At 42.5% G+C, this 14,366-nt stretch carries 14 protein-coding genes; all 14 read left to right on the top strand.

What is annotated here, in order from left to right; genetic code table 11:
• The first annotated feature begins 91 nt into the window (after nt 1-91).
• The 14 genes from sufC to HMPREF2607_RS01530 all read left to right on the top strand — a co-directional run bounded on the left by sufC (nt 92) and on the right by HMPREF2607_RS01530 (nt 14,285).
• Nucleotides 92-862, top strand: a complete 771-nt coding sequence (gene sufC / locus HMPREF2607_RS01465; protein ID WP_002883600.1) for a Fe-S cluster assembly ATPase SufC — start codon at nt 92-94, stop codon at nt 860-862.
• Between the two features lie 36 nt (nt 863-898).
• Complete coding sequence (sufD, locus tag HMPREF2607_RS01470) at nt 899-2,161, top strand: Fe-S cluster assembly protein SufD (RefSeq protein WP_070475478.1); 1,263 nt, start codon at nt 899-901, stop codon at nt 2,159-2,161.
• 53 nt (nt 2,162-2,214) lie between these two features.
• Nucleotides 2,215-3,447 (top strand): cysteine desulfurase, encoded by a 1,233-nt coding sequence (locus HMPREF2607_RS01475; protein WP_021143487.1) that lies wholly within the window; start codon nt 2,215-2,217, stop codon nt 3,445-3,447.
• A complete protein-coding gene (gene sufU / locus HMPREF2607_RS01480; protein WP_002883658.1) occupies nt 3,434-3,865 on the top strand; it encodes a Fe-S cluster assembly sulfur transfer protein SufU in 432 nt (143 codons plus the stop codon). The genes HMPREF2607_RS01475 and sufU overlap by 14 nt, the downstream gene beginning before the upstream one ends.
• A gap of 76 nt (nt 3,866-3,941) precedes the next feature.
• On the top strand, nt 3,942-5,360 hold the full coding sequence (sufB, locus tag HMPREF2607_RS01485; protein ID WP_002883666.1) for a Fe-S cluster assembly protein SufB: 1,419 nt from the start codon (nt 3,942-3,944) through the stop codon (nt 5,358-5,360).
• A 174-nt stretch (nt 5,361-5,534) separates the two neighbouring features.
• On the top strand, nt 5,535-5,894 hold the full coding sequence (locus HMPREF2607_RS01490) for a hypothetical protein (protein WP_070475480.1): 360 nt from the start codon (nt 5,535-5,537) through the stop codon (nt 5,892-5,894).
• Between the two features lie 79 nt (nt 5,895-5,973).
• On the top strand, nt 5,974-6,840 hold the full coding sequence (gene hslO / locus HMPREF2607_RS01495) for an Hsp33 family molecular chaperone HslO (protein WP_002883609.1): 867 nt from the start codon (nt 5,974-5,976) through the stop codon (nt 6,838-6,840).
• Nucleotides 6,833-7,810, top strand: a complete 978-nt coding sequence (gene dusB, locus HMPREF2607_RS01500; protein WP_002883588.1) for a tRNA dihydrouridine synthase DusB — start codon at nt 6,833-6,835, stop codon at nt 7,808-7,810. Before hslO ends, dusB begins: the two co-directional genes overlap by 8 nt.
• 162 nt (nt 7,811-7,972) lie before the next feature.
• The gene (locus HMPREF2607_RS01505) at nt 7,973-8,416 is read left to right on the top strand and encodes a zinc-dependent MarR family transcriptional regulator (RefSeq protein ID WP_013989980.1); all 444 of its coding nucleotides are present in this window, start codon (nt 7,973-7,975) and stop codon (nt 8,414-8,416) included.
• 1 nt (nt 8,417) lies between these two features.
• Complete coding sequence (locus HMPREF2607_RS01510; RefSeq protein WP_013989981.1) at nt 8,418-9,125, top strand: metal ABC transporter ATP-binding protein; 708 nt, start codon at nt 8,418-8,420, stop codon at nt 9,123-9,125.
• Nucleotides 9,118-9,930 (top strand): metal ABC transporter permease, encoded by an 813-nt coding sequence (locus HMPREF2607_RS01515; RefSeq protein ID WP_037600154.1) that lies wholly within the window; start codon nt 9,118-9,120, stop codon nt 9,928-9,930. Before HMPREF2607_RS01510 ends, HMPREF2607_RS01515 begins: the two co-directional genes overlap by 8 nt.
• A gap of 162 nt (nt 9,931-10,092) precedes the next feature.
• The gene (locus HMPREF2607_RS01520; RefSeq protein WP_070475482.1) at nt 10,093-11,031 is read left to right on the top strand and encodes an AEC family transporter; all 939 of its coding nucleotides are present in this window, start codon (nt 10,093-10,095) and stop codon (nt 11,029-11,031) included.
• 154 nt (nt 11,032-11,185) lie between these two features.
• Nucleotides 11,186-13,372, top strand: a complete 2,187-nt coding sequence (locus tag HMPREF2607_RS01525) for a PTS transporter subunit IIBC (RefSeq protein ID WP_070475484.1) — start codon at nt 11,186-11,188, stop codon at nt 13,370-13,372.
• A gap of 97 nt (nt 13,373-13,469) precedes the next feature.
• Nucleotides 13,470-14,285 (top strand): endonuclease/exonuclease/phosphatase family protein, encoded by an 816-nt coding sequence (locus tag HMPREF2607_RS01530; protein WP_070475519.1) that lies wholly within the window; start codon nt 13,470-13,472, stop codon nt 14,283-14,285.
• Nucleotides 14,286-14,366: the final 81 nt, after the last annotated feature.

The following is a 14,366-nucleotide window of genomic DNA, read 5'->3' on the forward strand; positions in this document are numbered from 1 at the left end:
TATTTTCCAGAAAATAGCAAGACTATTTTCAAAAAAATAATGCAAATTAGCGAGCAAGTGCTCGCTGTATATATGAAAAAAGGAGTATACAATGTCTGTACTTGAAATCAAAAATCTTCATGTTTCTGTTGAAGATAAAGAAATCTTGAAGGGTCTTAATTTGACTCTTAAAACTGGTGAGATTGCTGCTATCATGGGGCCTAACGGAACTGGTAAATCTACCCTTTCAGCTGCTATCATGGGTAACCCAAACTATGAAATCACAGAAGGGGACATCCTTTTTGATGGCGAAAGCATCCTTGATTTGGAAGTTGACGAACGTGCACGCCTAGGTCTTTTCCTTGCTATGCAATACCCAGCTGAAATCCCAGGAATCACAAACGCTGAGTTCATCCGTGCGGCTATGAACGCTGGTAAAGAAGATGACGAAAAGATTTCTGTTCTTGATTTCATCACTAAATTGGATGAAAAGATGGAATTGCTTGGTATGCGTGAAGAAATGGCTGAGCGTTACCTTAATGAAGGTTTCTCAGGTGGTGAGAAAAAGCGTAACGAAATCCTTCAATTGCTTATGTTGGAACCTAAGTTTGCTCTTCTCGATGAGATTGACTCAGGTCTTGATATCGATGCCCTTAAAGTGGTTTCAAAAGGGGTTAACGCTATGCGTGGCGAAGGCTTCGGTGCTATGATTATCACTCACTACCAACGTCTCTTGAACTACATCACTCCAGATGTCGTACATGTAATGATGGAAGGTAAAGTGGTTCTTTCAGGCGGTCCTGAATTGGCTGCTCGTCTTGAGCAAGAAGGTTATGCGAAAATCGCTGAAGAGCTCGGTTACGAGTACCACGAAGAAGCGTAAGTCTGTTACTCGAAATAACTAGAAAAGGAGTAACCTATGTCAAAAGAATCTATTATCGCTTTTTCACAAGCAAAAGCAGAGCCACTTTGGTTGCAAGATCTTCGCCAAGCAGCCTTTGATAAGCTTGAAAGCTTGGAACTTCCAAGAATTGAGCGTGTAAAATTCCACCGTTGGAATCTCGGTGATGGAACGATTACTGAAAATGAACCATCAGCAAATGTGCCTGATTTTACAGCGCTTGGAAACAACCCTAAATTGGTCCAAGTAGGAACAAATACTGTACTTGAACAATTGCCAGCTGACTTGATTAGTCAAGGTGTGGTCTTCACAGACCTTACAACTGCTCTTGAGGAAATCCCAGAAGTCGTTGAAGCCTTCTTTGGTAAGGCTGTAGCCTATGATGAGGACAAATTGGCAGCTTATAACTATGCTTATTTTAATAGTGCAGCAGTCCTTTATGTACCAGATAATGTTGAAATTGACTTGCCAGTTGAAAGCTATTTTTACCAAGATGGAACTTCAAATGTTCCATTTAACAAACACGTTTTGATCGTGGCTGGTAAAAACAGTAAATTGACTTACCTTGAGCGTTTTGAAACGCTAGGTGAAGCGACTGAAAAAGCTAGTGCCAACATTTCTGTGGAAGTTATTGCTCAAGACGGTGCACAAGTCAAGTTTGCGGCTATTGACCGTTTGGGTGAAAACGTCACAACTTATATTAGTCGTCGTGGTCGTATCGGTCGTGATGCCAGCATTGACTGGGCTCTCGGGATCATGAACGAGGGCAATGTTATTGCTGACTTTGATAGTGACTTGATTGGCAATGGAAGTCATGCCAACCTAAAAGTTATCGGTCTTTCATCAGGGCGTCAGGTTCAAGGAATTGATACTCGTGTGACTAACTACGGTAACAACTCTGTGGGACATATCCTACAACATGGTGTTATCTTGGAACGTGGTACTTTGACATTCAATGGTATTGGTCACATTGTCAAAGGTGCTAAAGGTGCTGATGCACAACAAGAAAGCCGTGTGCTTATGCTTTCAGACAAGGCACGTTCAGACGCCAACCCAATCCTCTTGATTGACGAAAACGAAGTTACAGCAGGGCATGCTGCTTCAATCGGTCAGGTGGATCCAGAGGATATGTATTACCTCATGAGTCGTGGACTTGATCAAGACACTGCAGAACGTTTGGTTATTCGCGGTTTCTTGGGAGCAGTTATTACCGAAATTCCAGTTAAAGAAGTACGCGATGAAATGATTTCTGTAACCGATACAAAACTAAACAAACGTTAGGAACTATCGACACAGATAGTCTAACCTATGATATATCTAGATAGGGAGATAAGATGTCAGCTTTAGATGCCTATAAGATTCGACAAGATTTTGCCATTTTAGATCAGGTAGTTAATGATGAACCTTTGGTATACTTGGATAATGCAGCAACGACCCAGAAGCCTCAAGTAGTTTTGGACACTCTCATGGCCTACTATCATGAGGACAATGCCAATGTTCACCGTGGTGTGCACACTTTGGCTGAGCGTGCAACAGCTGCTTACGAAGCTAGTCGTGAAAAGCTTCGTCAGTTTATCAATGCTAAATCAACCAAAGAGGTCCTCTTTACACGTGGAACGACAACTGGTCTTAACTGGGTTGGTCGTTTTGCAGAGCAGGTTCTTGAGCCAGGAGATGAGGTGGTTATTTCAATTATGGAACACCACTCGAATATCATTCCTTGGCAGGAAGCTTGTAAGAAGACGGGGGCTAAACTTGTTTATGCCTACTTGAAAGATGGCCAATTGGATATGGAAGATTTGGGCAACAAGATTACCGAAAAGACAAAATTTGTCAGTCTAGCTCAGGTCTCTAACGTTTTAGGCTGCATCAATCCTGTCAAAGAAATTGCCAAGCTTGCCCACCAAGTTGGTGCCTATATGGTGGTGGATGGTGCCCAATCGGCGCCCCACATGGCCATTGATGTTCAGGATTTGGATTGTGATTTCTTCACCCTTTCTGGACATAAGATGTTAGGTCCAACAGGGATTGGGGTTCTTTATGGCAAGGAAGAGATTCTCAACCAGATGAATCCGATTGAATTCGGTGGTGAGATGATTGATTTCGTTTACGAACAGGAGGCCACTTGGAAGGAATTGCCTTGGAAATTTGAGGCTGGTACACCTAACATTGCGGGGGCTATTGCTCTTGGTGCTGCTGTGGACTACCTCTCTGCTTTAGGTATGGAAAATATTCATGCTTACGAGCAAGAATTGGTAGACTATGTTTTGCCTAAGCTTCAGGCGATTGATGGTCTGACAGTCTACGGTCCAGAGGATTCTAGCCAGCATGCAGGTGTTATTGCCTTTAATATTGATGGGCTTCACCCTCATGATGTGGCGACCGCTCTTGACTATGAAGGAGTGGCAGTGCGTGCGGGTCACCACTGTGCTCAGCCTTTAATTAATCATTTAGGAATCTCATCAGCTGCCCGAGCTAGCTTCTATATTTATAATACTAAAGAGGATTGCGACAAACTTGTAGAGGCAATTCTTGCGACGAAGGAGTTTTTCAATGGCACTCTCTAGACTAGATAGTTTATATATGGCTGTTGTGGCCGATCACTCTAAGAGCCCTCACCATCATGGTGTCCTACCTGATGTGGAGCAACTTCAACTGAATAATCCGACTTGTGGAGATGTTATCAATCTGTCAGTTAAATTTGATGGTGACGTGATTGAAGACATTGCCTTTGCTGGTGATGGTTGTACCATTTCTACAGCTTCATCAAGTATGATGACGGATGCAGTTATTGGAAAAACCAAGGCAGAGGCTTTGGAACTAGCGGAGATTTTCTCTCTTATGATTCAAGGAGATCATAAAGATGAAGATAAGCTAGGCGAAGCCAAGCTTTTGGCGGGGGTTTCTAAATTCCCACAACGTATCAAATGTGCAACACTCTCTTGGAATGCGCTCAAAAAAGCCATAGAGAGAAGCGAGCTTTAGGAAGTCAAGGGAGCAGTTAGCCTCCTTGCCCAAGCAAAAAGGAAAACGAATCAAACCTTTAATAAAGGAAAATACTATGACTGAAACAAATGAAAAAGTAGAACCAAAACCCATTGATTTGGGGGAATATAAATACGGTTTCCATGACGATGTGACACCAGTCTTTTCAACAGGAAAAGGAATCAGTGAAGACGTGGTCCGTGCCATGTCTGCTGAAAAAGGGGAGCCTGAGTGGATGCTTGAATTCCGCTTGAAATCATTGGAAACCTTTAACAAAATGGCCATGCAAGAGTGGGGACCAGACCTTTCTGGTATTAACTTTGATGACTTGACATATTTCCAAAAAGCATCAGACAAACCTGCTCGTGACTGGGAAGACGTTCCTGAGAAAATCAAGGAAACTTTTGAACGTATTGGTATCCCAGAAGCAGAGCGTGCCTACCTTGCTGGAGCCTCAGCTCAGTATGAATCAGAAGTGGTTTACCACAACATGAAAGAAGAGTATGACAAGTTGGGTATTATCTTTACAGATACGGACTCAGCTCTTAAAGAGCATCCAGAGCTCTTCAAGAAGTACTTCTCAAAACTGGTTCCGCCAACAGACAATAAATTTGCGGCCCTTAACTCTGCCTTCTGGTCAGGTGGTACCTTTATTTATGTACCTAAAGGCGTCAAGGTGGATATTCCGCTTCAAACCTACTTCCGTATCAATAACGAAGCGACTGCTCAGTTTGAACGTACCCTTATCATCGTAGATGAAGGTGCCAGCGTTCACTATGTTGAAGGATGTACAGCGCCAACATACACAACGGCTAGCCTTCATGCGGCTATCGTTGAAATCTTTGCGCTTGATGGTGCCTACATGCGCTACTCAACTATCCAAAACTGGTCAGATAGCGTTTACAACTTGGTAACTAAACGTGCTACCGCTAAGAAAAATGCGACTGTTGAGTGGATTGATGGTAACCTTGGTGCCGAAGTTACTATGAAGTACCCATCTGTTTACCTTGATGGAGAAGGTGCGCGTGGTACCATGCTTTCAATTGCCTTCGCCAATGCGGGTCAACACCAAGATACAGGAGCTAAGATGATTCACAATGCACCGCATACATCATCATCTATTGTCTCTAAATCAATTGCTCGTAATGGTGGTAAGGTTGACTACCGTGGACAAGTTACTTTCAACAAGGATTCTAAGAAATCGGTATCTCACATCGAATGTGACACCATCTTGATGGATGACTTATCTAAATCAGACACTATCCCATTCAACGAAATCCACAACTCACAAGTTGCCCTTGAACACGAAGCTAAAGTTTCTAAGATTTCTGAAGAGCAACTCTACTACCTCATGAGCCGTGGACTCTCAGAACAAGAAGCAACAGAGATGATTGTTATGGGATTTGTGGAACCATTTACCAAAGAACTTCCAATGGAATATGCTGTTGAGCTTAACCGCTTGATTAGTTATGAAATGGAAGGATCAGTTGGGTAAAAACTCTGATAATCTAAAGGGACCAGATGGTCCTTTTTGTTTTGCTTGAAAAATCAGGAGATGGGCTATAGATAACTGTTAGGAACAGAGTAATTGCAAAGTGTAGAAAGCGTTTACAACTCATGTTTAAAAAGATATAATAGATTTGAATAGCAAGTAATGGAGGGGACTAATATGGGAGTGTATAACAGTGACTGGCTACTCAATCAAATTCGAGGAACAGCTAATGTGGTCAGTAAGGCTTTTAAATTTGAGACTTTAGACATTGATTTAGGTCAGGTGGAGGACGAGCAAGGTCACACGATTGATGGCAATGACTACATTGACGACTTGTTGATCCATGAACAGTATGATCAGGCAACTACCTTCATTCATAGTCAACTCAAGCGTTTGACAACTAATGACTATAATCTCCTTGTCAGCGTCTATATTGAGTATTTGGAGATTTTGCCACCTGTAATAAGGCAAAAACACCATTTTGATGATAGAAAAATAGCAAGTTTGAGGGAAAAACTATCCGAATTTTCATGGTAATTTGGTAGAGAGTGTGGAAGCGAAACGCCGAGCGTTTACGATTTTTCCACCCTCTTTTTTGTGTTATAATAGAATCACTATGGATAAATTAATTAAAACAATTTCAGAATCAGGTTCTTTCCGTGCTTATGTTCTTGATAGCACAGAAACTGTTAGAACCGCACAAGAAAAACACAATACTCTATCATCATCGACAGTTGCTTTGGGGCGTACCCTTATTGCTAACCAGATCTTGGCTGCTAACCAAAAAGGTGAAAGCAAAATTACGGTTAAGGTTATCGGAAACAGCTCTTTTGGGCATATCATCTCAGTAGCTGATACCAAAGGACATGTTAAGGGCTACATCCAAAATCCAGGTGTGGACATCAAGAAAACAGCAACTGGTGAAGTTTTGGTGGGTCCTTTCATGGGACAAGGGCAGTTTGTTTCTATCATCGATTATGGAACTGGTAATCCTTACACGTCATCAACACCACTTATTTCTGGTGAAATTGGTGAAGACTTTGCCTACTATTTGACGGAATCTGAGCAAACGCCATCTGCTGTTGGTCTTAATGTACTTCTTGACGAAGAGGACAAGGTTAAGGTTGCTGGTGGTTTCATGCTTCAGGTTTTACCAGGAGCTAGCGAAGAAGAAATCGCTCGTTACGAAAAACGCATCCAAGAGATGCCAGCCATTTCAACGCTTTTGGAGTCTGATGACCATATTGAAGCCCTCTTGAATGCCATTTATGGGGATGAACCTTTCAAACGTTTGTCTGAAGAGGAGCTTAGCTTTGAGTGTGATTGCTCACGCGAACGTTTTGAAAATGCCCTCTTGACGCTTGGTAAGGATGAACTTCAAGCCATGAAAGACGAGGATCATGGGGCTGAAATCGTCTGCCAATTCTGCCAAACTAAGTATGAATTTTCAGAAGCTGACTTGGAGGAACTCATCAATGACTAAACTTAATTCGTCCTTCATGATTGGAAATGTGGAGATTCCTCATCGTACAGTATTAGCTCCGATGGCAGGTGTGACCAACTCGGCTTTCCGTACCATTGCCAAGGAATTTGGCGCTGGTCTTGTGGTTATGGAGATGATTTCTGAAAAAGGTCTCCTCTATAATAATGAGAAAACCCTTCACATGCTTCATATCGATGAGAATGAGCATCCAATGTCTATCCAGCTTTTCGGTGGTGATGCTGAGGGCTTGAAGCGTGCAGCGGACTTTATCCAGACTAATACTAAGGCTGATATCGTTGATATCAACATGGGCTGTCCAGTCAATAAGGTCGTCAAAAATGAAGCGGGTGCCAAGTGGCTCAAGGATCCAGACAAGATTTACCACATCGTCAAGGAAGTAACATCCGTACTTGATATTCCTTTGACCGTAAAGATGCGTACGGGTTGGTCAGACAGTGATTTGGCTGTAGAAAATGCTCTTGCAGCTGAGTCTGCAGGTGTTTCTGCCCTTGCTATGCACGGCCGTACTCGTGAGCAGATGTACACAGGCCACTGTGATCACGAGACTTTAGCCCGTGTTGCTAAGGCTATCACCAAGATTCCATTTATCGGAAATGGTGATGTTCGAAGCGTTCAAGATGCTAAACTCATGATTGAAGAACTTGGTGTAGATGCTGTTATGGTGGGTCGTGCAGCTATGAACAATCCTTACATTTTCACGCAAATCAACCACTTCTTCGAAACAGGAGAGGAGTTGCCAGAGCTTCCATTTGATAAGAAATTGGACATCGCTGAAGACCACCTCAAACGTTTGGTAGACCTTAAAGGTGAAAAGATTGCTGTCCGTGAATTCCGTGGTCTTGCACCACACTATCTTCGTGGAACAGCGGGAGCAGCTAAGGTTCGTGGCGAAGTCTCACGTGCCGAGTCTGTGGCTCAGGTCGAAGAAATCTTTGCAACTTTGCGATAAATCTATATCTGATGAAAACTTAACCAGCTTGGTTAGGTTTTTATTTTACCTTTATTCTTCCTTGATAGTGATGATAGCTCATCTCTAATCTTTTTTTGGTCCACCCTTGCAAAACCTCTGTGTTTTCGATATAATTAACTGGTTAAGTAAATGGAGAAAGCAATGCTAGAACTAGAAGAACAAGTAAATCAATTGATTAATCAGATTTTGCTTAAGGCTGAAAATCAGCATGAGCTCCTCATTGGTCAGTGCCGTAGTCAGGTTAAGTTGACCAATACTCAGGAGCATATTCTCATGCTTTTGTCTGAGGGACGAAAGACCAATTCTGAGTTGGCTAAGACCCTCAATGTCAGCCAAGCTGCTGTTACCAAGGCAGTTAAAACCTTGGTCAAAGAGGGCATGTTGGAGGCTAAGAAAGACAAGGATGATGGGCGCGTGACCTACTTTGTCTTGACACAAGAAGCTCAACCCATAGCCCAAGAGCATGAGGAACACCACCAAGAGACCTTGGGGGTTTATCGGTCTGTATTGGATCAGTTTGATAATCAAGAGCGTCAGGTGATTGGACGTTTCTTGACAAAATTAGCAGAAAAAATCGAGGAATAAGATGCGCTATATTACAGTTGAAGGACTGAGCTTCCAGTATGATGCGGAGCCTGTTCTGGACAATATTCACTATCATTTGGATTCTGGGGAGTTTGTGACCCTAACTGGGGAAAATGGAGCTGCCAAGTCAACGCTTATTAAGGCTACCCTAGGAATTCTCAAGCCTAAGAAGGGAACTGTAACCATCTCTGAAACCAATAAAGATGGTAAAAAGCTTCGCATGGCCTATCTTCCACAGCAGATTGCCAGCTTTAATGCAGGTTTTCCGAGCACGGTCTACGAGTTTGTGAAGTCTGGCCGTTATCCTCGTAAGGGCTGGTTCCGTCGTTTGACTAAGCACGACTTGGAGCACGTTCAACGTGCCCTTGAGTCTGTAGGTATGTGGGAAAATCGTCACAAGCAAATTGGTCGTCTCTCAGGTGGGCAAAAGCAACGTGCCGTTATTGCTCGTATTTTTGCCTCGGATCCAGATATCTTTGTCTTGGATGAGCCAACGACGGGTATGGATGCAGGAACAGCCAATACTTTCTATGAACTCATGCACCACTCGGCTCACAAGCATGGCAAGTCTGTCTTGATGATTACCCACGACCCAGAGGAAGTCAAGGAGTACACAGACCGTAATATTCATCTGGTTCGTAACCAGAAATTGCCTTGGCGTTGTTTCAACGTCCATGAAAAGGATGGAGAGGAGCACAAACATGATTAGTGAATTATTAGCCTATGATTTTATGCAACGTGCTATTCTCGCCGTGATTGCTATTAGTATCTTTTCGCCAATTTTGGGGCTCTTCTTAATTCTTCGTCGTCAGAGCTTGATGAGTGATACGTTGAGTCACGTGTCCCTAGCTGGGGTGGCTGTTGGGATTTTCTTGGGACAATCAACCACTTGGATGACCCTTGTGGTTGTGGTTATTGCCGCTTTGGTCTTGGAATATCTCAGGGTCAGTTACAAGCATTATATGGAGATTTCAACGGCTATCCTCATGTCAATGGGATTGGCAGTGGCTCTTATTCTTAGTAACAAGGCGGGTAGCAGTAGCATGAGTCTGGATAGCTATCTTTTTGGTTCTATCATCACGATTAGCTCTGAGCAGGTTCATGCCCTCTTTGTGATTGCGGCTATTGTACTGGTCTTGACGCTACTATTTATTCGTCCTATGTATCTTTTGACCTTTGACGAGGACACTGCTCATGTAGATGGCTTGCCAGTACGTCTCATGTCGCTTCTCTTCAATATTGTGACAGGTATAGCGATTGCTCTGATGATTCCAGCAGCAGGATCACTTTTAGTTTCTACCATCATGATTCTTCCAGCAGCTATTGGTATGAAAATAGGTCAAACCTTTAAATCTGTCATTTTTTGGGCTATTGGTATTGGTTTGGTTGGCATGCTCTCTGGTATTTTTATTTCCTATTACTGGGAAACACCAGCTAGTGCAACTATTACCCTTATCTTCATCGCCTTCTTTGGTCTGGTATCCATCTTTGAACCTCTCTTAAAAGCAGAATAAATAATAGAAGAAAAGTGCTTGAGAAATCAAGCTCTTTTTGTGATATACTAAAGTGGTTTTTGAGAGAAGTTGAAATAAGAATGGTAGATTTCTAGGCAGAAAAATGATTAGATTTTTCTGGTGTCCACTATTATTTGCAACAGTAACAAAAAAGGAGAAAACATGGAAATCTTTTTAACGAGTATATCGGGAATACTAGTCATCTTGGGTATGATTTTAGTGGGATTCGTTATGGGCGAAAAAGGCTGGTTTGACGACAAGTCACGTGGTCTTATAGCGAAGCTAGTCACTCAAATTGCCTTGCCTTGTTATATGCTCTATACAATCACACAGCGTTTCACAGCGACAGACCTGCTCAAGATGTTGCCAGAGTTGCGTTTTCCTGCACTGTCCATGGTGATTTTACTTGGGATTGCGACAGCGGTGGCTAGTATTTTTGCAGTGAAAAAGGAGCGTCGTGGTCTCTTTATCTCCATGTTTTTTAATTCAAACACCATTTTTGTGGGGCTCCCTATCAATCAAGCCCTCTTTGGCGATGCTAGTATTCCCTATGTTCTTATCTATTATATGTGCAATACGACCTTTTTCTGGACCTTGGGAACTTACCTTATTCAGCGGGATGGAGAAGGAGAGGCAGAATTTGATTTAAAAACAAGTCTGAAAAAGATCTTCTCACCCCCTCTAATGGGCTTCATGTTAGGTCTTATTATTGTTATCCTTCATATTAAATTACCAACTTTTTTAGCCAGTGACTTGCAGTATTTGGGTAGTTTGACGACTCCTTTATCTATGATTTTCATCGGTTTGTCAGTATCCAATGCAGGTGTCAAGCAGTTGGTTCTTAAAAAGGACCAGGTATTGATTTTGTTGGGACGCTTTGTAGTTGCCCCTCTTTTGATGGCTGTCATTGTTTACTGGGCACCTCTCCCAACTTTGATGAAACAAGTTTTTATCATCCAGTCTGCCATGCCTGTCATGACCAATGCTCCAGTAGTTGCCAAACTCTATGGAGCTGATAGTGATTACGCAGCTGTTATGGTTACTGAGACTACCCTTGCAACCATGGTTGTTATCCCAATTTTGATGGTTCTGATGGCTTAAAAATAATCAAGTAACCCCTGTTTTTCTGGGGGTTTTTAAATTTGTAAAAAAATTCAAAAAAAGTTTACGAAAACGCTTTACAAATCATAAAAAGATGCTATAATAAATACATAAGTTATGCAAGCGTTTGCATCGAAACGTAGGAGGAAATGAAATGAATAAGCTAAAAGAAAAATTTGGCTTTGAGTTCTGGCAAAAATTCGGTAAAGCCCTCATGGTTGTTATCGCAGTTATGCCAGCAGCAGGTCTCATGATCTCACTCGGTAAAACAGTTGCCATGATTAATCCAAACGTGGCACCACTCGTTATTACTGGTGGATTTCTTGAGCAGATTGGTTGGGGGGTTATTGGTAACCTTCACATCTTGTTCGCCCTTGCCATTGGTGGTAGCTGGGCTAAGGAACGTGCAGGCGGTGCCTTTGCGGCAGGTCTTGCCTTTATCTTGATTAACCGTTTGACTGGTTCAATCTTTGGTGTTACTTCAGATATTCTTGCTGATAAGGCTGCTACAGTCCACACCATTTTTGGTCAATCAATCAAGGTATCTGATTACTTCATCAGTGTTATGGAAGCTCCAGCCCTCAACATGGGTGTGTTCGTAGGTATCATCTCTGGTTTCATCGGAGCTACTGCCTTCAACAAATACTATAACTTCCGTAAATTGCCAGAAGCTTTGTCATTCTTCAATGGTAAACGCTTCGTACCATTCGTAGTTATTCTTCGTTCAGCTATCGCAGCTATCGTCCTTGCTATCGTATGGCCAGTTATCCAATCAGGAATCAACGGCTTCGGTATGTGGATTGCCAACTCAAAAGAAACTGCTCCAATCTTGGCACCGTTCTTGTTCGGTACTTTGGAACGTCTTCTCTTGCCATTTGGTCTCCACCACATGTTGACTATCCCAATTAACTACACTCAATTGGGTGGTACTTACCACGTATTGACTGGTGCCGCTAAAGGTACTGAAGTATTGGGTCAAGACCCACTCTGGCTTGCTTGGGTTACTGACCTTGCAAACCTTAAAGGTGGACACCCAGAACAATACAAACACCTTCTTGAATCTGTTACACCAGCCCGCTTTAAAGTTGGTCAAATGATCGGTTCATTCGGTATCTTGATGGGTATCGTAGTAGCCATCTACCGTAACGTCGATGATGATAAAAAACATCAATACAAAGGGATGTTGACTGCAACTGCACTTGCAACATTCTTGACAGGGGTAACAGAGCCAATCGAGTACATGTTCATGTTCGTGGCTACTCCACTTTACATCGTTTATGCTTTGGTACAAGGATGTGCCTTTGCCATGGCTGATATCGTTAACCTTCGTGTTCACTCATTCGGTTCTATCGAGTTCTTGACACGTACACCACTTGCTATTAACGCTGGTTTGGCGATGGATATCGTTAACTTCATTTGGGTAACTGTACTCTTTGGTGTTATCATGTTCTTCATCGCAAACTTCATGATTAAGAAATTTGACTACGCTACACCAGGACGTAACGGTAACTACGAGCAAGGTGATGATGCCCCTGCAGGAGATGGTGCAGCAGCAAGTGCTGGAACAAGCTCAGCAAGCTCACAAGTTATCAACATCATCAACCTTCTTGGTGGACGTGCTAACATCGTCGACGTTGACGCATGTATGACTCGTCTCCGCGTTACTGTTAAAGAAGCTGATAAAGTCGGAACTGAAGAACAATGGAAAGCTGAAGGAGCTATGGGTCTTGTCATGAAAGGACAAGGGGTTCAAGCTATCTATGGTCCTAAAGCAGACGTATTGAAATCTGATATCCAAGACGTTCTTGATTCAGGTGAAGTTATTCCTGAAACACTTCCAAGTCAAATGACTGCTGTTCAAAAAGCAGAAGCTAACTTCAAAGGTGTGACTGATGAAGTGCATTCAGTTGCTGATGGTCAAGTTATCAACATCGAAGATGTTAAAGACCCAGTATTCTCACAAAAAATGATGGGTGATGGCTTCGCTGTAGAACCAGAAAACGGTAAAATCGTTTCACCAGTAGCTGGTAAAGTGACAAGCATCTTCCCAACTAAACACGCTCTTGGTTTGGTAACAGATAATGGTCTTGAAGTTTTGGTTCACATCGGACTTGACACTGTTAGTCTTGAAGGTAAACCATTCGACGTTAAAGTTACTGAAGGTCAAACAGTTGCTGCAGGTGACCTCTTGGTTGAAGCAAACCTTGATGCTATCCGTGAAGCAGGTCGTGAAACATCTACAGTTGTTGTCTTTACAAATGCAGATGCAATCAAATCAGTTAAAGTAGAACATACAGGTAAATTGGCTGCTAACGCTCCAGTTGCAAAAGTAGAACTTTAATTTGCTAAACGATAAACAAGCAGACAGCCCTTGGGCTGTTTTGTTTGTAAATGACCCTATGTCATTTCTAGATGCAAGTCAGAAGAGGGATAAACTTATGAAATTTCTAACTTTAAATACTCACAGTTGGATGGAAGAAGATGCAGAAGGAAAATTCCAAACCTTAAAGGAACAGATCCTAAAGGCTCAGTATGATATTATTTGCTTCCAGGAAGTTAACCAAGAAATAGAGACTTCTGTTGTAGACACGGATGCTTACTATCATGCACTTCCATCAGCAACACCAATCCACCAAGATCACTTTGTCCGTCTTCTTGTGGAAAAGTTAGCTGAAGAAGGGCTTCAATACCATTGGACTTGGACCTATAATCACATTGGTTATGATCACCTTAATGAGGGGGTTGCCGTCTTGTCACGTCAGCCATTGACAGCTAGCGAAATCTTGGTTTCAGATGTTGATGATCCAACTGACTACCATACACGCCGTGTAGCAGTTGCTGAAACTACTGTAGATGGCCGAGAAGTTGCTGTTGCTAGTGTTCACCTTTCATGGTGGGACAAAGGTTTCCAAGAAGAGTGGGCACGTATTGAGGAACGTTTCAAAGCTATTGGGAAACCGCTCATCCTAGCAGGTGACTTTAATAACCCAGCAGGTCGCGAAGGACATCAAGCCATCTTGGCTAGCTCGCTCAATCTTCAAGATAGTTTTGAAGTAGCTAAAGAAACAACTGGTAGCTATACAGTTGGACCAGGTATCGATGGCTGGAAGGGCAATGAAGAGCCTTTACGTATCGATTATGTCTTTGCTAGCCAAGATTGGACAGTAGAGCGCCTTAGCGTGATTTTTGATGGCAACAATCAACCTTTGGTAAGCGACCACTACGGTCTTGAAGCAGAATTAACATTTAAGTAGAAACTGTATCCTATTATGACCTAATAAGGGTAAAAAACATTGTCAAAAGACAAATAAAAGAGTAAACTAGAAGCTATAATT

The organism is Streptococcus sp. HMSC078H03 (genome assembly GCF_001808655.1).
Taxonomy (GTDB): domain Bacteria; phylum Bacillota; class Bacilli; order Lactobacillales; family Streptococcaceae; genus Streptococcus; species Streptococcus salivarius_G.

Bases quoted from the DNA above. Each gene is read 5' to 3' on its own strand.
- sufC (WP_002883600.1), top strand. From the start codon at position 92: ATGTCTGTACTTGAAATCAAAAATCTTCATGTTTCTGTTGAAGATAAA.
- sufD (WP_070475478.1), top strand. From the start codon at position 899: ATGTCAAAAGAATCTATTATCGCTTTTTCACAAGCAAAAGCAGAGCCA.
- HMPREF2607_RS01475 (WP_021143487.1), top strand. From the start codon at position 2,215: ATGTCAGCTTTAGATGCCTATAAGATTCGACAAGATTTTGCCATTTTA.
- sufU (WP_002883658.1), top strand. From the start codon at position 3,434: ATGGCACTCTCTAGACTAGATAGTTTATATATGGCTGTTGTGGCCGAT.
- sufB (WP_002883666.1), top strand. From the start codon at position 3,942: ATGACTGAAACAAATGAAAAAGTAGAACCAAAACCCATTGATTTGGGG.
- HMPREF2607_RS01490 (WP_070475480.1), top strand. From the start codon at position 5,535: ATGGGAGTGTATAACAGTGACTGGCTACTCAATCAAATTCGAGGAACA.
- hslO (WP_002883609.1), top strand. From the start codon at position 5,974: ATGGATAAATTAATTAAAACAATTTCAGAATCAGGTTCTTTCCGTGCT.
- dusB (WP_002883588.1), top strand. From the start codon at position 6,833: ATGACTAAACTTAATTCGTCCTTCATGATTGGAAATGTGGAGATTCCT.
- HMPREF2607_RS01505 (WP_013989980.1), top strand. From the start codon at position 7,973: ATGCTAGAACTAGAAGAACAAGTAAATCAATTGATTAATCAGATTTTG.
- HMPREF2607_RS01510 (WP_013989981.1), top strand. From the start codon at position 8,418: ATGCGCTATATTACAGTTGAAGGACTGAGCTTCCAGTATGATGCGGAG.
- HMPREF2607_RS01515 (WP_037600154.1), top strand. From the start codon at position 9,118: ATGATTAGTGAATTATTAGCCTATGATTTTATGCAACGTGCTATTCTC.
- HMPREF2607_RS01520 (WP_070475482.1), top strand. From the start codon at position 10,093: ATGGAAATCTTTTTAACGAGTATATCGGGAATACTAGTCATCTTGGGT.
- HMPREF2607_RS01525 (WP_070475484.1), top strand. From the start codon at position 11,186: ATGAATAAGCTAAAAGAAAAATTTGGCTTTGAGTTCTGGCAAAAATTC.
- HMPREF2607_RS01530 (WP_070475519.1), top strand. From the start codon at position 13,470: ATGAAATTTCTAACTTTAAATACTCACAGTTGGATGGAAGAAGATGCA.